At 69.7% G+C, this 17847-nt stretch carries 10 protein-coding genes and 1 pseudogene; 8 read left to right on the forward strand and 3 right to left on the reverse strand.

The window, feature by feature from the left end:
• Positions 1-14: 14 nt before the first annotated feature.
• Positions 15-3566, reverse strand: coding sequence for a ThuA domain-containing protein (locus ACGGAQ_RS21515; protein WP_393051841.1), 3552 nt, complete (start codon positions 3564-3566; stop codon positions 15-17).
• 524 nt (positions 3567-4090) lie between these two features.
• Here ACGGAQ_RS21515 and ACGGAQ_RS21520 point away from each other — a divergent pair.
• The 8 genes and pseudogenes from ACGGAQ_RS21520 (at position 4091) to ACGGAQ_RS21555 (ending at position 15578) form a co-directional block, all read left to right on the forward strand.
• Positions 4091-5602, forward strand: coding sequence for a sugar ABC transporter ATP-binding protein (locus ACGGAQ_RS21520; RefSeq protein ID WP_393051843.1), 1512 nt, complete (start codon positions 4091-4093; stop codon positions 5600-5602).
• A gap of 55 nt (positions 5603-5657) precedes the next feature.
• Positions 5658-6632, forward strand: coding sequence for an ABC transporter permease (locus tag ACGGAQ_RS21525; RefSeq protein WP_393051845.1), 975 nt, complete (start codon positions 5658-5660; stop codon positions 6630-6632).
• Between the two features lie 2 nt (positions 6633-6634).
• A complete protein-coding gene (locus ACGGAQ_RS21530) occupies positions 6635-7612 on the forward strand; it encodes an ABC transporter permease (protein ID WP_393051847.1) in 978 nt (325 codons plus the stop codon).
• Positions 7613-7622: 10 nt separating this feature from the next.
• Complete coding sequence (locus tag ACGGAQ_RS21535) at positions 7623-8807, forward strand: substrate-binding domain-containing protein (protein WP_393051849.1); 1185 nt, start codon at positions 7623-7625, stop codon at positions 8805-8807.
• Positions 8808-8814: 7 nt separating this feature from the next.
• Positions 8815-9666, forward strand: a complete 852-nt coding sequence (locus tag ACGGAQ_RS21540) for a sugar phosphate isomerase/epimerase family protein (protein ID WP_393051851.1) — start codon at positions 8815-8817, stop codon at positions 9664-9666.
• A 107-nt stretch (positions 9667-9773) separates the two neighbouring features.
• The gene (locus tag ACGGAQ_RS21545; RefSeq protein ID WP_393051853.1) at positions 9774-12170 is read left to right on the forward strand and encodes an RICIN domain-containing protein; all 2397 of its coding nucleotides are present in this window, start codon (positions 9774-9776) and stop codon (positions 12168-12170) included.
• A 170-nt stretch (positions 12171-12340) separates the two neighbouring features.
• A pseudogene (locus ACGGAQ_RS21550) lies at positions 12341-13708 on the forward strand (RICIN domain-containing protein); the annotation flags it as partial.
• Positions 13709-13913: 205 nt separating this feature from the next.
• On the forward strand, positions 13914-15578 hold the full coding sequence (locus ACGGAQ_RS21555; protein ID WP_393051855.1) for a glycoside hydrolase family 27 protein: 1665 nt from the start codon (positions 13914-13916) through the stop codon (positions 15576-15578).
• 118 nt (positions 15579-15696) lie between these two features.
• On the opposite strand, the gene ACGGAQ_RS21560 is transcribed toward ACGGAQ_RS21555, so the two are convergent.
• Positions 15697-16650, reverse strand: coding sequence for a family 43 glycosylhydrolase (locus tag ACGGAQ_RS21560; protein ID WP_393051856.1), 954 nt, complete (start codon positions 16648-16650; stop codon positions 15697-15699).
• Positions 16651-16724: 74 nt separating this feature from the next.
• Positions 16725-17750: a LacI family DNA-binding transcriptional regulator gene (locus tag ACGGAQ_RS21565; protein ID WP_393051858.1), complete on the reverse strand. Its 1026-nt coding sequence runs from the start codon at positions 17748-17750 to the stop codon at positions 16725-16727.
• Positions 17751-17847 lie beyond the last annotated feature (97 nt).

The raw sequence follows: 17847 nt of genomic DNA on the forward strand, positions 1-17847 counted from the left end.
CTACCGCCCGGTCGCTACACCGCGCTGAACCGCCACTGTTGGTTGGTGGCGCTGTGGCAGCCCCACTGCAACAGCCGGGCCCCGTCGGCAGTCGAGGCGCCGTTGACATCCAGGCAGAGCCCGCTGAGCGCGCTCTTGACCGTGTAGATCCCGGCGGTGCCGGTCGCCGTCACGGTGAACTTCTGCTGGTTGGAGTTGTTGCAGGTGGTGTGTTGCAGGAAGGCGCCCTGCGCGGTCGAGCCCCCGACGACGTCGAGGCACTTGCCGCTGTGCACCGCCTTGAGGTAGACGGCGCCGCCGCCGGCGTCCACCGCCTGCCACTTCTGGTTGTTACCGCCGGTGGCCGCCCACTGCACGACCTGGGCGCCGTCGGCGGTGGAGTTGCCGCTGACGTCCATCAGCTTGCCGCTGTGCTGCGCCGTGAGGGTCCAGGTCCGGCCGGCGATCCCTCCGCCGTCGCTGCCGGGGACCCCCACGCCGTTGCCACCGAAGGTGAACGCGTCGAGGTCGAACCAGTTGGACGAGCTGCCCTTGAACACCATGTAGAGCGTGTGCGTCCCGGACAGGGCCGCGACGCTCACCGCCGGCGTGGACTGGTAGGTGTCCCAGCCGCCGGTGCTGGGCACCGTCGTGGTGGCCAGCAGCGTGCCGGTGGGCGAGTCGGCCCGCAGCTCGATGGAACCCCCACCGCTCGGCGACGACAGGCGGTAGCTGACGGTGCTGATGCCCGACAGGCTCATCGGGTTGAACGCCACCCAGTCGTTGTTGGAGATGTCACCGACGCGCTTGCCGCTCTCCGCGGCGGCCTGGTCGACGATCCGCACGCCGGACTGGCTGCTGAAGTACTCGGCCTGCTTGTGCTTGGGTTGCAGGATCGCCGTCGCGTAGCCGGTCAGCGGCGCCGCGCCGCCCGAGCCACCGTTGTCGGTGTAGCGGGCGTTGAGCACGTAGTACAGGTTCGCGCCCTCGGGGTGCCCACCGAGCAGGTCGGTGGAGATGGTGCCCGAACAGCCCGGGTACTCGGTGGTCTCGTGGGCGTGGTCGTCGTGGCCGAGGGCCGGGTTGACGAACACCTTGGTGCAGTCGATGGCCGCGCCGCCGGGGTCGGAGACACTCACCGTGTACGAGACCTTGTCGCCGAAGTTCAGCATGCCGCCGTTGGGCGGCACGTTGATGGTGACGACCGGGGCGGTGTTGCCGACGGTGATCTGTACGTTGGCGAAGCCGGTCCTGCCGGTGTTGTCGGTGACCTTCAGCTGTGCGGTGTAGTTGCCGTTGGTCGTGTAGGTGTACGTCGGGTTGGCCGCCGTGGACGTGCCGCCGTCACCGAAGGTCCACTGGTAGCTGAGGGTGTTGCCGGCGTCCGGGTCCGTCGTGCCGGCGCTGCTGAACTGGACGGTCAGCGGGGCGCTGCCGCTGGTGGGCGTGCCGACGGCCTTCGCGATCGGTGAGCGTCCACCCTGGATGTAGTCGATGCGGTAGAGCCCGGAGTCGTTGTTGCCGCCGCCGAAGTTGGAGCCCCACTCCAGCAGGTACAGCGAGCCGTCCGGGCCGAACTCCATGTCCATCGGCTTGTTGAAGTTGCCGCCGGGCAGGAAGGGGTTGGTCCGGGTGACCGCCGTCGACGAGTCGAAGTGCGTTTCCTTGATGAAGTTGCGCGACCACTCGTAGAAGAAGTGCACGCCGTCGTAGTAGGCCGGGAACTTCGTCGCCGACGGGTTCGCCGCGTTGTAGCGGTAGACCGGCCCACCCATCGGCGCCGACCCGCCGGAGCCCAGCTCCGGGAAGGTCGTCGAGGCGGGATAGCCGTACCAGATGTTGGGCGCGACGATCGGCTTGAGGTTGACCAGGCCGGTGTTGTTGGGCGAGTTGTTGACCGGGGCGTTGCAGTTGAACTTCGCCCCGACGACGCCGGTGTCCGGGTTGAACGGCGCGTACGGCTGGTTGTTGCCGTGGCAGAACGGCCAGCCGTAGTTGCCGGCGGTCTTGATCACGTTGAGTTCGACGAGCCCCTCGGGGCCCCGGTTGGTGGTCGGCGGGTTGCGGTCGGGGCCGTAGTCCGCCAGGTAGACCCAGCCGGTCGCCGGGTCGATCGAGAAGCGGAACGGGTTGCGGAAGCCCATGGCGTAGACCTCGGGTCGGGTCTGCGCCGTGCCCTGGGGGTAGAGGTTGCCCGTCGGGATGGTGTAGCCACCGGTGGCCGAGGGCTTGATGCGCAGCAGCTTGCCCCGCAGGTCGTTGGTGTTTCCGGCGGAGCGGGCGGCGTCCAGGTACGACTTGCCGGAGCGCCAGTCGAGCGGGGCGTAGCCCTGCCAGTTGGGGTCGAGGTTGGGCGGGGTGTCGTCGCCGGTGCCGATGTAGAGGTTGCCGTCCGGCCCGAACTCGATGTAGCCGCCGGTGTGCCCGGGTTCGGCGAAGGTCCGGTCCCGGTACGCGGGAATGTCGATGATTCGGGCCTCGGTGGACAGGTTGAGCGTGTCACCGGTGAGCGTGTAGCGGGAGACCCGGTTGACGTCGGTCGTGCTGCTCGCCGGTGAGTGGTACAGGTAGACGTACCCGTTGCTGGCGAACGCCGGGTCTATCGCGACGCCGGTGAGACCGTCCTCACCGCCGGTGTAGACGCTCAGCGTGGCGGCGGTGACGGTGCTGTTCGTGCTCGGCTTGAAGATCTTGACCTGTCCGCCGCGCTGGACGTAGAGCACACGCCCGTCCGGCAGCACGGCCAGCGCCATCGGGTCGGCGGTGTTGTCGTCCAGGGTGCGCTTCTCGAAGTTGCTCCAGACGGTGCCGCCGCAGTCGCCGGGCACGTTGCCGGCGGCCCACTTGACGCCACCGAGCACGTGGTTGCGGAAGTTCGTCTCGCTGTACGACTCGATCGCGTGGCCCATCGCGGTGGCCCACACCCGTCCGCCGCCGGTGTTGCGGCACCACGAGATCGGGTGGTCCGGGCCCATCGCCCGCGCGCCCGGGTTGTACGTGCGCTCGTCGGCCGTCACCAGGACGTGCACGTTGCCGCGCGGGTTGGAGTCGAAGTTGTACCACTCCTCGCTGCGGCTCCAGCGGTCCGGCAGGCCAGCCGTCGACGGATGCTGTTTGTCGGCGACGATGGCGGTGCCGGCCAGCACTCCGGGGGAGTGCTCGGGCATGTGGGCCCCGCCGTTCATCATCTGGTCCCACCACGGGTACTCGGTCTCGATACCCATGTCGGTGGCGTTGTGCACGCCGACGATGCCCTTGCCGCTGGCGAGGTAGCCCTCGATGGCCTGGCGCTGGGAGGCGGAGGTCCAGACCATGCCGGAGGTCTGGAACATGATGACGACGTCGAAGGTGGCGAGGTTCGCGGGCGTGAAGACGCTCGCGTCCTCGGTCTGCACCAGCTCGAAGTTGTTCGCGGCGGCCTGCTGCTGGAACATCGAGATCCCGGCGGGGATCGAGTCGTGCCGGTAGCCGGCGGTCTTGGTGAACAACAGGGCGCGGAACGCCGGGGCGGCCGATGCCGGCGGGGCCAGGCCGAGGGCCACTAACAGTCCGACGATCAATCCGATGATCATTGTGGGGCGACGCATGCCGTCTCCTAGGTCTGGGCGGGCAACTGGCGATTGCGAGCACGGGCCGACAGCGCGTCAGGTCGTGCCTGGGCGCGCGTGGGCCACGGGTGTGCTGGTCGCGGTCGTCGTGCCGTCCGCCGAAACGGCAGTCAGCCCCGCTGGATGTCACACAGCGTGATGTGGGCTGTGGTCTCGTCCATGGTCTGCGAGGTCAGGATGAGTCATCTATCGATAGGTGTCAATGTAACGTCCAGCGTCGGATGTTACCCCCAAGTAGGGGTGGTCGGGCCTGACGCGCCTGAGTCAGCACTCGAGCCGATCGAGTGCCGGGCCTGGCAGTCGCCGCAGATCGAGGATTGCGGACCCGCATCCAAACATCTATCTTCATACGTGTGATGTTTCCTCGATGTCAAGGAAATGTTTGCACCATAAAAACGCAATTTCCGCTGGGGCCTGCGAAAGTCCGTCGCTCAGCGCATCCAACGGCCTACCGGCCGGTGTACGGATCTCATCGATGACTACTATCTGTAAGGGCTATCGGGATGGCAGATCCACAACCGGCGCCGCTGCTGGCCCTGCGGGGCATCGGCAAGTCCTTTCTCGGTGTGCGCGTCCTCGACGGTGTCGACCTCGATGTGGCGCCGGGTGAGGTGCACGCGGTCGTCGGTGAGAACGGCGCCGGAAAGTCGACGCTCATGAAGATCATTTCGGGTGCGTACACCCCGGACGAGGGCACCGTCGAGTTCGCTGGCCAACCGCGCGTGTTCCACGGCCCCCGCGACGCGCAGCGGGCCGGCGTCGGCATCATCCACCAGGAGTTCAACCTCCTGCCCGAGCGCACCGTCGCGGAGAACGTCTATCTGGGCCACGAGCCGGTCCGGCGCGGCCTTGTCGACCGCCGCGAGATGCTCGACCGCACCCGGCGCCTGCTCGCCTCGATCGGGGAGACCGCGCTGCCAGCCGACTCCCGGGTGGGGCGGCTCGGTGTCGCCCAGCAACAGGTCGTCGAGATCGCCAAGGCGCTCGCCCTGGACGCCCGGCTGCTCATCATGGACGAGCCGACCGCGGCGCTGGCAGACCAGGAGGTCGAGCTCCTCTACGGTCTGGTCCGCCGGCTCCAGGAACGCGGCATCGGCCTGCTCTACGTCTCGCACCGGCTCACCGAGGTCTTCGACCTGTCCAGCCGGATCACGGTCCTCAAGGACGGTCGCCGGGTGACCACTGTGGTCACTGCGCGGACCAGCACGGACGAGCTGGTGCGGCACATGGTCGGCCGCGAGCTGTCCAGCTACTACCCGCCGCGGGCCGACCCCGGCGACCGCGGACCGGTGCGACTCACCGTGCGCGGCGGGGGCAACCGGAAGCTGCGGGGGGTGGACCTCGAGTTGCGCGCCGGCGAGGTGCTCGGCGTCGGCGGCCTGCAGGGTTCCGGACGATCGGCGCTGGCCCGTGCGCTCTTCGGGGTGGCCCCGTTCACGACCGGCGACGTGAAGCTGGACGGCGAGTCGGTGCGGCTGCGCTCGCCGCGTGCCGCGATGCGGGCGGGCATCGCGTACGTCACCGAGGACCGCAAGGGTGAGGGCATCGTGGCCCGGCAGTCGGTGCTGGACAACGCGCTGCTCGCCAGCCGGGCCGTGTTCGCGGCGCGGTCCGGTCGCGCCGCCCGCACCGCACGGGTGCGTGAGCTGCTCGACGCCGTGGAGGTCCGCGCCGCCGGCGACGACCAGGAGATCCGCTTTCTCTCCGGCGGCAACCAGCAGAAGGTCGTCCTGGCCCGGTGGCTCGCGCTGACACCACGGATCCTGCTCTTCGACGAGCCGACCCGGGGCATCGACGTGGGCGCGAAGTCGGCCATCCACGATCTCGTCCGCCGCCTCGCCACCGACGGGGCGGCCGTTCTGATGATCTCGTCGGAGTTGCCGGAGCTCCTCGGCATGAGCGACCGGATCGTCGTCCTTCGGGACGGCCGGATCGCGGGCGAGCTGCCCGCCGGCGCGACCGAGGAGGACGTCGTCGCCCTCGCGGTCGGCGCCGTCCGGGAGGCCGCCGCATGAGCGCGAGGAGTGAGCCGGGTTTGCGAGCCCCGCAGTCGCGAATGGAGAAAGCCGCGTGACCGCCCTGTCGCTTCGTCCGGCTCGACGTGCCGTGCCGGGCGTGTTCGTGGCCCTGGCCCTCACTCTGGTCATCGGCGGGCTTGTCGTCATGCTCGACGGCGGCCAGCTCTTCAACCAGTCGACGACGGTGAGTCTGCTGCACGTCGCGGCCGGCCTCGGGCTCGTCGCCGTCGGGCAGACCCTGGTCATCCTCGGTGGTTCGCTCGACCTCTCGGTGGCGTTCGTGATCAGCCTCAGCACCCTCGTGGCGGCCGAGGCGATGAACGGCAGCGACGGCGCGCTGCTCCCGGCGATCGGGCTGGCGCTCGCGGTCAGCGCTGCGATCGGGCTGCTCAACGGTGTGCTCGTCACCAAGCTGCGGATCAACGCGTTCATCGCGACCCTCGGCGTCGGGTTGCTGCTCAAGGGCTATCTCGACAACGGCTATGACGGCCCGGCCGGCGAGAGCGCCCCGGCTCTCGTGCGGACTCTCGGGTACCAGCGGATCGGGCCGGTCCCGGTGTCGTTCCTGCTGCTGCTGGCCGTGACCGCGGTGGCCTGGTTCGCGCTGGCGCGTACCCGCTTCGGCCACCACCTCATCGCCGTCGGCGGCGATCCGGAGGTCGCCCGGCTCTCCGGCGTCCGCAACGACCGGGTCCTCATCACCGCCCACGTGCTGTGCTCCCTCTGCGCCGGCCTGGCCGGCGTCTACCTGGCCAGCCGACTCGGCTCCGGCGCCCCACGGGTGGGCACCGAGGGGCTGTACGACCTGGAGTCGATCGCCGCGGTGGTGCTCGGCGGCACCGCCCTCGCGGGCGGGCGCGGGGGAGTGCTCGGCACGGTCGGCGGCGTACTGCTGCTGGCCAGCATCGACGCGGTGTTCAACCAGCTCGAGGTCGACGCGTTCTTCAAGCAGGTGATCCGCGGCGTGATCATCATCGCCGCGGTCGCCGTCTATGCCCGACGGGCCATGCGAAAGGCGGGGTCCTGACCATGCGGGTCGCCGAACGTCGTCCGCTTCCACTACGGATCCGCACCGACGGGATCGCGCCGATCGTCGCGCTCCTGGCGGTTCTGCTGATCCTCGTCGCGATCGTCCAGCCCGACTTCCTCGCGCCCTCGTCGCTGATGTCGTTCCTCGGGCGCTCCGCGCCGATCATCCTGCTCGCCGCCGGTCAGTACTTCGTGATCGTCTGCGGGGAGTTCGACCTCTCCGTCGGCTCCCTGGTCACGGCGCAGGTGGTCGTCGCCGCCCGGCTCATCGACAGTGATCCGTCGCGCACGTGGCCGGTGGTCGTGCTGCTGCTCGTCGGCGGCGCGCTCGTCGGGCTGGTCAACGGTCTGGTCACGACGGTGCTGCGGGTGCCGTCCTTCATCACCACCCTCGGCATGTTCCTGATCCTGGTCGGCGCGGTGTACCTGTGGTCCGACGGTGCGCCGAAGGGTGGGCTCTCCGAGGAGTTCCGCCGCTTCGGTCGGCGAGCCATCGAGGACGTCCCGCTGCTGGGCCGGATCCCGTACGCGCTGCTCGTCCTGGTGGTCGTCGCGGCGATCGCCGTCGTGCTGACGCGCTCCGACTTCGGTCGCACGCTGGTCGCCGTCGGGGACAATCCGCGTACCGCCGAGCTGAGCGGCGTACGTGTCGCGCGCACCAAGACGATCGCGTTCATGCTCAGCGGCCTCGCGGCGGCGGTCGCGGCGATCCTGCTGGGCGGGTACAGCGGGGTGTCGTTCCAGGCCGGCGTCGGGCTGGAGTTCGGGGCGATCACCGCCGTCGTGCTCGGTGGGGTCGCCCTCGGCGGCGGCCGCGGTTCGGTCGTCGGGGCGATGCTCGGTGCCCTGACCCTCGAGACGCTCTTCGCGCTGATGAACTTCACCGGCGTCTCCGGTGCCCTCAGATCGACCGTCCAGGGCCTGATCATCCTGCTCGCCGTGGCGGTCTCGTCCCTGCGTTCCTCCTCCTCCAGATAAAGGTGATTCGATGAGACGATCCATGACCGCCCTGGCCGCGGCGAGTGTCCTGGTGCTCGCGGGATGCGCCACCGACGAGCCGACGGCGTCACCGTCGGGCACCGCCTCCGCGGCGGCCGGGTCGGGCACCGGGGAGCAGTCCAAGTTCTTCGTGCAGGCTGACTACGACAACGAGCTGGCCCTGCTCGACACCGCCCCGACGGGCCCGGCCGACAAGCCGTGGGAGCAGGTGCTCAACCCGAAGATGGTGGACACCGCGAAGTTCAAGAAGCCCGGCAAGCACAAGATCTGCTTCTCCAACGCGGCGCTGAACAACCCCTGGCGGCAGGTCGGGTTCAAGACCATGCAGGCCGAGGTCGAGGCGCAGCGGAGTCGGATCAGCGAGTTCGTGCACGTCGACGCCGAGGGCAAGGACCAGAAGCAGATCGCCGACATCAACGACCTGCTCGGCAAGAAGTGCGACGCCCTCATCGTCTCGCCGAACACCACCGCCACGCTCACCCCGGCCGTCGAGGCCGCCTGCCAGGCGGGCCTTCCGGTGGTCGTCTTCGACCGGGGGGTCAACACCACCTGCCCGGTGACGTTCATCAACCCGGTGGGCGGCTACGGCTTCGGCCACGTCGGCGCGGAGTTCGTCAGCCAGAAGATGAAGCCCGGCGGGAAGCTGCTGGCCCTGCGCATCCTGCCCGGCGTCGACGTGCTGGAGACCCGCTGGTCCGCCGCGAAGATCGCGCTGGACAAGGCGAAGGTCGACGTCGTCGGGGTCGAGTTCACCGACGGCGACCCGGCGAAGACCAAGAAGATCGTGAACGACTACATCCAGCGGTACGGCACCATCGACGGGGTCTGGATGGACGCCGGAGCGGTCGCCGTGGCGGCGGTCGAGGCGTTCCAGGACGCTGGCAAACCCGTACCGCCGATGAACGGCGAGGACCAGCTCGACTTCCTGAAGCTGTGGAAGGACAAGAAGCTCACCGCCATCGCGCCGACCTACCCGACGTACCAGTGGCGGACGCCGATCATCGCCGCGCTGAGCATTCTCGACGGCACCCAGGTCTCCAACCCGTGGAAGCTGCCGCAGCCGACGATCACCCAGGACAACCTGGACCAGTACCTCGACGCGAGCATGCCGCCGCTGCACTACGCGATGTGCGGCTGCCGCGACCTGCCCGGCTATCCGCAGCGCTGGAAGTAGGTTCGCGGTGTACGCCATCGGCGTCAATCCCTGGGTGTGGGCCTCGCCGGTCGACGACGAGGCCCTCGCCCGGCTGATCCCGCGGATCGCCTCCTTCGGGTTCGACGCGGTCGAGCTGCCGATCGAGCAGCCCGGCGACTGGGATCCGGTCCGCACGCGGGACCTGCTGGCCGCGCACGGCCTCGTCGCGGCCGGGGTCTGCGCGGTGACCCCGCCCGGGCGGGATCTGGTGGACGCGGCGCCGGCCGTCGTCGAGTCGACCGTCGGGTACCTCATGGGGTGTGTGGCGAGCGCGGCGTCGGTCGGCGCGCCCTGTGTCGGTGGCCCGGTGTACGCGGCGGTCGGTCGTACCTGGCGGATGTCGGCGGCGGCCCGGGCGGCGTGCTACGCCGACTTCCGGCGGGCTCTCGCGCCGGTCGCCGACCGGGCCGGCGAGTGCGGCGTGAGCATCGGCGTCGAGGCGCTGAACCGCTACGAGACGAGCGTGGTCAACACCGTCGAGCAGACGATCGAGCTGATCGACGGCCTGCCCCCGAGCGTCGGCATCATGATCGACACGTATCACATGAACATCGAGGAGGCCGACCCCTACGCGGCCCTCGCGCTGGCCGGTCCGCACATCAAGCACGTCCAGGTCAGCGGCACCGACCGGGGCGCGCCCGGTGCGGATCACTTCGACTGGCCCCGCTTCTTCACCGTCCTGCGGGGCACCGACTACCGCGGCGCGGTCTGCATCGAGTCGTTCACGGCAGACAACGCGACCATCGCCACCGCGGCGTCGATCTGGCGGTCCCTGGCCCCCTCACAGGACCGCCTCGCCGTTGACGGCCTGCACCACCTACGGAAGGTCGTCGCCTGACCCGGCGTCGGCACGCCCACGTTGTTAGCGCTAACCACCATCCGCCACCCTCCGAACCCGCCTCGTCGAGGCGTCCCCCACCCCCCACCAGCACAGGAGACCGTCCCGTGTCCCTCTCATCCATCTCCGTGGCGCGCAGGCTCTTCGCCGGCGCCGCCACGGCGGCACTGACCGCTCTGGTCGCCGTTACCGTCTCGGCCACACCGGCTTCCGCGGCGACCACCACCCTCTACGCGTCCCCGTCCGGCAGCGGCAGCACCTGCTCCGCCAGCCAGCCGTGCTCGCTGGCCGGCGCGCAGGCCGCGGTACGGACGCTCAACAGCTCCATGTCCGGCGACATCGTCGTGGAGCTGGCCGATGGCGTGTACCGGCTCACCTCGCCGATGCGGCTGACCGCCGCCGACTCCGGCACCAACGGCTACCAGGTGATCTGGCGGGCCGCGGCCTCGGCCCGCCCGACGATCAGCGGCGCACGCGCGGTCACCGGGTGGTCGCTCGTCGACTCCGGAAAGAACATCTGGCGGGCCAGCGTCCCGGCCGGGCTCGACAGCCGCCAGCTCTACGTCAACGGCGCCGTCGCCACCCGGGCGCGGACGGCCGTCAATCGCGCCGACTTCACCTTCACCACGAGCGGCATGCGGTTCAGCAACAGCGCGCTGAACTACCTCAACAACCTCGGCAACCAGAACCGGGTCGAGGTGGAGAGCGTCGGCTCGTTCACCGACCGGTACTCGCCGGTGCAGAGCATCAGCGGCAACTTCCTGACCATGCAGCAGCCGGCCTGGAACAACAACACGTTCGGCTTCGACACCCTGTCCCGCCCGCACCGGGCCGGCCCGTTCTACCTGGCCAACGCGTACGAGTTCCTCGACTCGCCGGGTGAGTGGTATCTCAACCCCGGCAGCGGCCAGCTCAACTACATCCCGCTGGCCGGGCAGAGCATGAGTTCCGTCAGCGTGGAGCTGCCGCAGCTGCAGTCTCTGGTCAACGTCGGCGGCACCTACGACGCGCCCGCGCACCACATCTCGTTCAGCGGGATCACCTTCACCGGCACCAGCTGGCTCGGCCCGAGCAGCAGCAACGGTTTCGCCGACCAGCAGACCGGCGCGCACATCGTCGGCACCTGGGCCCGCCCGTCCGACGCGTTGACCTCCTGCCAGGAGGGTTGCCCGCTGTTCGAGGCCACCCGCCCGAGCTGGGCCCAGATGCCGGCCGCCGTGCAGGTCTCGGCCGCCAACACCATCGCCTTCAGCGACTCCCAGTTCGTCAACCTGGGGCAGACGGCAATCGGTATCGGCAACGACGCCAACGCCAACGCCAGCGGCGTCGGCCTGGGCGCCAGCAACATCACGGTCACCCGCTCCGAGATCGCCCGCAACTCGGCCGGCGGCATCGTGGTCGGCGGCGTACGCGCCGACGCCCACCACCCCAGCGACCAGCGGATGGTCAACCGGAACATCACCATCAGCAACAGCCGAGTGCACGACCTCGGCCTGGAGTACCGCGGCGTGGTCTCGATCCTGACCACCTACGTGAACACCGCGCTCGTCTCGCACAACGAGGTCTACAACATGCCGTACACCGGCCTCTCGGTCGGGTACGGCTGGGGCGCCAACGACGCCGGCGGCAGCAACCACTACGCCAACCGGGGTCTCTACAACTACCAGCCCCGCTACTCCACGGCGACCACCGCCGCCAACAACCAGGTCATCGGCAATTACATCCACGACGTGATGCAGCAGATGACCGACGGCGGCTGCATCTACACGCTGTCGGCGAACCAGGGCGGGACCATCAACGAGAACTACTGCCTGCGGACCAACGGCTGGTTCGGGCTCTACTTCGACGAGGGCTCGCGCTACTACACCGCCCGCAACAACGTGTTCTCCTCCACCGGCACCTGGGCCACCGCCAACTACTACTACGCCGAGAACATGGGCAACTTCACGGTCACCAACAACTGGTCGACCAACGGCAGCACGAACGTGACCAACGGCGACCGCGGCAACGTCGTCAACGGCAACGTCACGGTCTCGAACGGCAGTTGGCCGTCCGGCGCGCAGACGGTGATCAACGCTGCCGGCGTGCAGAGCGGCGGCAGCACCAACCCGCAGAACGTGCAGCTCATCGGCGTCCAGTCGGGTCGCTGCGCCGAGATCGGCAACTCCAGCACCACCAACGGGACGCAGGCCCAGCTCTGGGACTGCATCAGCGGCGCCGCCAACCAGCGGTGGACCCACACCGCGAGCCGGCAGCTCATGGTGTACGGCACCAAGTGTCTGGACGCCTCGGGTCAGGGCACCACCAACGGCACCGCCGTGGTGATCTGGGACTGCAACGGCCAGGCCAATCAGCAGTGGAACGTCAACGCCAACGGCACGATCACCGGCGCGCAGTCGGGTCTCTGCCTGGACGCCAACGGCGCCGCGACGGCGAACGGCACGAAGCTCATCCTCTGGGCGTGCAACGGCGGCACCAACCAGCAGTGGCAGCTGCGGAGCTGATATTCGGTTCGCCCCGGCCGGCCGCACCCCGGCCGGGGCGCCCCGGCGGCAGGCCGCCGACAGATCGGGGCCCGTCATTGCTGCCGGTCATCGACCAGCAGAAGTGTTAACGCTAACCCGAAACAGGTCACGCCCACCCCAGGGGCGTACCCCGGCATGGGAGTGAATTCATGGAAACCAACGGTGCGCTTCATCCCGCCGCCCCACCGCAGCGCTGGCGGTCGGGGCTGGCCGCGGCGGCCGCGACCCTGCTCGCCGCCGGCACCCTCGTCGGGGTGAACGCGGCGCCCGCGGCGGCGGCGACGGTGGACACCAACGCCTGGTACGTCCTGATCAACCGCACCAGCGGCAAGGCGTTGGACGTGTACGGCCAGGCCACCAACGACGGCGCGCGGATCACCCAGTGGACGCGCAACAACGGCAGCAACCAGCAGTGGCAGTTCGTGGATTCCGGCGGCGGTTTCTACCGGTTGAAGTCGCGGCTCTCCGGCAAGGTCCTCGACGTCAGCGGCGCGTCGACCGCCGACGGGGCGGCGATCGTGCAGTGGACCGACAACAACGCGGCCAACCAACAGTTCCGGCTGGCCGACTCCGACGCCGGAAACGTCCGGCTGATCGGTCGGCAGAGCGGCAAGGCCGTGGAGGTCCAGGGCGCCTCGACCGCCGATGGCGCCAACGTCGTCCAGTACGCCGACCTCAACGGCGCCAACCAGCAGTGGCAGCTGGCCAAGGTGTCGGGTGACACCGGGACCGGTGGAGGATGCGGCAAGAGCCCCACGTTGGCCAACGGCACCCACACGATCCAGAGCAACGGCAAGAGCCGCAGCTTCATCCTGCGGCTTCCCGCCACCTACTCCAGCAGCACCCGCTATCGGTTGATCTTCGCGTTCCACTGGCGGGGCGGCACCGCGGCCGAGGTCAACTCGGGCGGCACGAGTGGGACGCCGTGGTCCTACTACGGGCAGCAGGAGCAGTCGAACAACACCGCGATCCTCGTCGCGCCGCAGGGCCTCGGCAACGGCTGGGCCAACTCCGGCGGCGAGGACATCACCTTCGTCGACGACATGATCCGGTTGATCGAGGCGGATCTCTGCGTCAATACGGCGCAGCGTTTCGCGCTCGGCTTCAGCTACGGCGGTGGCATGAGCTACGCGCTGGCGTGTGCGCGGGCGAACGTGTTCCGGGCGGTGGCGGTGTTCAGCGGCGCCCAGCTCAGCGGGTGCAGCGGCGGCACCCAGCCCATCGCGTACTTCGGTCTGCACGGCATCACCGACTCGGTGCTTTCCATCTCCTCGGGGCGGTCGTTGCGGGACACGTTCGTCCGTAACAACGGCTGCGCCGCGCAGAGCCCGCGGGAGCCGGCCGCGGGCAGCCGTACGCACATCACCACCGCCTACTCCGGGTGCCGGGCCGGATATCCGGTGCAGTGGGCGGCGTTCGACAACGGCCACATGCCGGGGCCGGTGGACGGCACGTACGCCGAGAGCGGCATCACGACCTGGACCAAGGGCGAGGTGTGGCGGTTCTTCGCGCAGTTCTAGCGATCCCGCTCGGCGACCGCCCCCTGCGATCGTACGGGGGGCGGCACGTCGAAACATGGAAGTAGTTGAATTCGACGAAACGGCTCCGTAATATGACCGGCGTCTGCTGTTAACGCTAACAGTGGGCTCGTAGACATTCATGATGCCCGCCTCATCCGGGCGGCTGTCCCTGGTGGACGGCATCACGAAAGGATGCTCCCGCATGAAGCGAATCGTCCGAGCCCGACACTGGGGGCGGGCAGCGGCGGCCGGGCTGCTCCTGGCCGCCGTCCTCGTGGGCCTGCGCGTCCCGGTGGCCCAGGCACTGGAGAACGGCGTCGCCCGGACACCTCCGATGGGGTGGAACAGCTGGAACTCGTTCGGTTGCAACATCAACGAGGGGCTGATCCGGCAGACGGCCGATGCGATGGTCAGCAACGGCATGCGCGATCTGGGCTACCAGTACGTCGTGGTCGACGACTGCTGGTTCAACCCGAACCGCGACAGCTCCGGCAATCTCCAGGGCGACCCAACCCGCTTCCCCAGCGGGATGAAGGCGCTCGGCGACTACCTGCACGCCCGAGGGCTGAAGTTCGGCCTCTACCAGGTGCCGGTCGACAAGACCTGCGCCCAGTACTTCAACAGCTACCCGGGCGCGACCGGCAGCCAGGGCCACGAGGCACAGGACGCGCGGCAGTTCGCCGCCTGGGGCGTCGACTACCTCAAGTACGACTGGTGCTCTCCGAACGGCAGCATCAACGATCAGGTCACCACCTTCGCGAAGATGCGTGACGCGCTGGCCGCGACCGGCCGGCCGATCGTCTACAGCATCAACCCCAACAGCATCCACGCCAAGACCGGTCCGCAGCGCAACTGGGGCGACGTGGCGAACATCTGGCGGACCACCGAGGACATCACCAACGCGTGGGACACCGGGCAGACCAACGGCTACCCGATGGGCATCCAGAACATCATCAACGTCAACGTTCCCCTGGCGCCCTACGCGCGACCGGGTGCGTTCACCGACCCGGACATGATGGAGGTCGGCCGGGGCGGCATGAACGACACCGAGATGCGCAGCCACTTCGCGATGTGGGCCGTCATGGCGTCGCCGCTGATCGCCGGCAATGACGTGCGCAGCATGAACTCCGCGACGCAGACCATCCTCAAGAACGGCAACCTGATCGCCATCAACCAGGACTCCCTCGGGTTGCAGGCCAGCCAGGTCTCGTTCGACGGCACCCGCCGCGTGCTCGCCAAGCGGCTGGCCAACGGTGACGTCGCCGTCGCCCTGTTCAACCAGGGCGGTTCGACCACGACGATCTCCACCACGGCCGCCGCGGTCGGCAAGTCCGGCAGCTCGTTCACCCTGGTGGAGGCCTGGAGCAACGCCACCACCACCAGCACGGGCAGCATCTCGGCCAGCGTCCCGGCGCACGGCACGGTGGTGTACCGGGTCAGCGGCGGCGGCACCAGCACCCCGCCGCCGACGACGCCCCCGCCGTCGACCACCTCCTTCGCGCTGGCCAGCGTCGCCTCGGGCCGCTGCCTGGACATCCCGCAGAGCAACACCGCCAATGGCACCCAGCCGGTGATCTGGGACTGCAACGGGGCCGCCAACCAGCGCTGGACGGCCAACGGGCAGACCCTCCAGTCGCTCGGCAAGTGCCTGGACGCGCCCACCAACGCCACGGCGGGCAGCAAGGTCCAGATCTGGGACTGCAACGGCGGGGCCAACCAGCGGTGGACCCTCAACGCGAACGGCACGATCAGCGGGGCGCAGTCCGGCCTGTGCCTCGACGTCAACAACAACGGGACCGCCAACGGCACCACGGTGCTCCTCTGGACCTGCACCGGGGCCGCCAACCAACGGTGGACCCAGCGCTGACGCAAGCACCGACAGGTCCGGGCCGGGGCGGCGTCGCCCCGGCCCGGACCTGCGTCGTCGCCGGTCGCCCGCCCGTCCGCCGCGACCGGGCCCGGGCGTGGCCGGGTGGCCCTCCGGATCAGGTCGCGGTGACCGTCCTCGTCGCCTGGATGGTCAGCCCGGTCGACGCGTCGTAGCGCACCGGAATGGGGTCGGTGAGTTCACCGACGAACGATCCGTCGACGTGGTCGAGGAAGCCGATGAGCGACCAGTCGCCGTCCGCTCCCGGGACCAGCCGGGGCGCGTACAGGTGCGGGTGGGTGACCGGCCGGGCGGCCGCGATGTCCCACGGCCCGCGGACGCTCCGCCCGGTCGCCACCCAGATCCGGTGGTCGTCGCGCCGGGCGCTGGCGGTCGCGTCGGTGGAGAACAGCAGCAGGGGCTGCCCGCCGACGACCGCGACCTGGGGCACCTCCAGGTGACCGAACCCCGCCGGCGTCGACAGCGGCGGTCGGACGGTCCAGGTGAGCAGGTCGGGGGAGGTGGCGTGGCCGACGACGCCCCGCGTGTCCGCTGTTCCCGTGTTGGCGCGTGCCGTGATGAGCATGTGCCAGCCGTCGCCGTCCGGGTCGGGAAACACCCAGGGGTCGCGCCACGCCTGCTCGTACCACAGGTCGGTGTCGAGCAGCTCGTACCACGTCGGGTCGGCCTGCACGACCGGCCCGCAACCGTGGCGATGCCAGGTGATCAGGTCGTCGGAGACGGCCAGACCGATCCGTTGGACGAGCCCGTCCTCGGCGCGGGAGACCCCGGTGTAGTAGAGGTACCACCGCCCGTCCGGCCCGCGGACCGTGCACCCGGTCCAGGTCGCGAGGTCGTCCCAGGCCGGGGCGTCGGCGGGGACCACGGCGTCGGCGACCAGACGCCACGTGTGCAGGTCCGTCGAGACGGCGTGGCCGATCGAGGCGCGGCGGTGGCGGCGGTGCGGGTCGTGCAGGGCGCGGGACGCGCGCAGGAAGAACACGTGCCAGAGGCCGTTGTCGTCCCGCGCGTACCAGCTGTCCCACACCCAGTGGTCGGCTAGACGGAGCATGGCCGAAAACGTAGCACTTAACCGGTTTAGCCGACGAGGACGTCGACCCCGCCCGGGTCGCGGGTCGGCCCGGGTCAGTCGGCGGGGGCCGCGAGGGACCGGCGTCGGCGCAGCGGCATCGCGACGAGTGACGGCTCTGCGTCGCCACCGTCCAGGAGCAGCTCGACCGCCCGCCGCCCCATCTGCTCGTGGGGCAGCGCCGTGGTGGCGAGGCTGGGGCGCAGCCAGGCGGCGATCGGGTCGTCGTCGAACGAGATCACCGAGATGTCGTCCGGGACGCTCAGGCCCGCCTCGCCGAGCGCCTGGTAGGCGCCGAAGGCCAGCCGGTCGTTCATGCAGATGACCGCGCTGGGTCGCGACGGCCTGCTCAGGAGCCCGCGCATGGCGGCGTAGCCGTGCTCGGGCAGCCACTCGGTGCAGAAGCACTCCGCGAGGAGGCTGACGCCCGCGTCGCCCAGCGCCTGCTGGATGCCGCGCAGGCGGGCCCGGGCGGCGAGGGAGATCTCCGGGTCGCCCTCCTTGAGCCGGTTGCGGCCGATCAGCGCGATGGCGTCGCGGTGGCCGTGCTCCAGCAGGGCGGTGGCGACGGTGCGACCCGCCCGGTCGTCGTCGGGAAGGACGCAGGGCAGGCCGTCGGCGCTGGTGGCGTTGAGCAGCACCACCGGGCCGCCGAGGATGGCCGGGGGCACCGTCAGTCGCCGGGTGGCCATGGCGGCGTAGATCACTCCGTCGACCTGTCGGTCGAGCATGGCCTCGATGGCGTACTGCTCGAACGTGGCGTCACCCTGCGTCTCGGTGATGAGCAGCACGTGGTCACGCTCGCGGGCCGCGTCGAGCGCGCCGCGGATGAGACCGCCGGCGAAGCGGGTGGTGGCGACGATGTCGGAGACGAACGCGATGGTCGCGGTCTTGCGGGTACGCAGGCTGCGCGCCGCGAGGTTGGGCCGGTAGCCCAGCTCCTCGGCGGCGGCGAACACGCGCTGGTGTGCCTCGGCCGAGAGCCGGGTGCCCTCCCTGCCGTTGAGCACCATCGACGCGGCGGTCTTGGACAGCCCGGCTCGCCGCGCGACGTCGGCCAGGGTTGCTCTGTTGCGGCCCATCAGTCCTCCGAATCAGGCGCGGTGCCACGGCCCCGCTCCTGCCCATCATGATGCGTCGGCGCCCGGACTCTGGCCCCGGTCGGGTCGGGCGTCGTGT

This window comes from Micromonospora sp. NPDC047557, from assembly GCF_043205095.1.
GTDB lineage: Bacteria > Actinomycetota > Actinomycetes > Mycobacteriales > Micromonosporaceae > Micromonospora.

Coding starts and splice junctions, on each gene's coding strand:
- ACGGAQ_RS21515 (WP_393051841.1), bottom strand. CDS start 3,566: ATGCGTCGCCCCACAATGATCATCGGATTGATCGTCGGACTGTTAGTG.
- ACGGAQ_RS21530 (WP_393051847.1), top strand. CDS start 6,635: ATGCGGGTCGCCGAACGTCGTCCGCTTCCACTACGGATCCGCACCGAC.
- ACGGAQ_RS21565 (WP_393051858.1), bottom strand. CDS start 17,750: ATGGGCCGCAACAGAGCAACCCTGGCCGACGTCGCGCGGCGAGCCGGG.
- ACGGAQ_RS21535 (WP_393051849.1), top strand. CDS start 7,623: ATGAGACGATCCATGACCGCCCTGGCCGCGGCGAGTGTCCTGGTGCTC.
- ACGGAQ_RS21560 (WP_393051856.1), bottom strand. CDS start 16,650: ATGCTCCGTCTAGCCGACCACTGGGTGTGGGACAGCTGGTACGCGCGG.
- ACGGAQ_RS21555 (WP_393051855.1), top strand. CDS start 13,914: ATGAAGCGAATCGTCCGAGCCCGACACTGGGGGCGGGCAGCGGCGGCC.
- ACGGAQ_RS21520 (WP_393051843.1), top strand. CDS start 4,091: ATGGCAGATCCACAACCGGCGCCGCTGCTGGCCCTGCGGGGCATCGGC.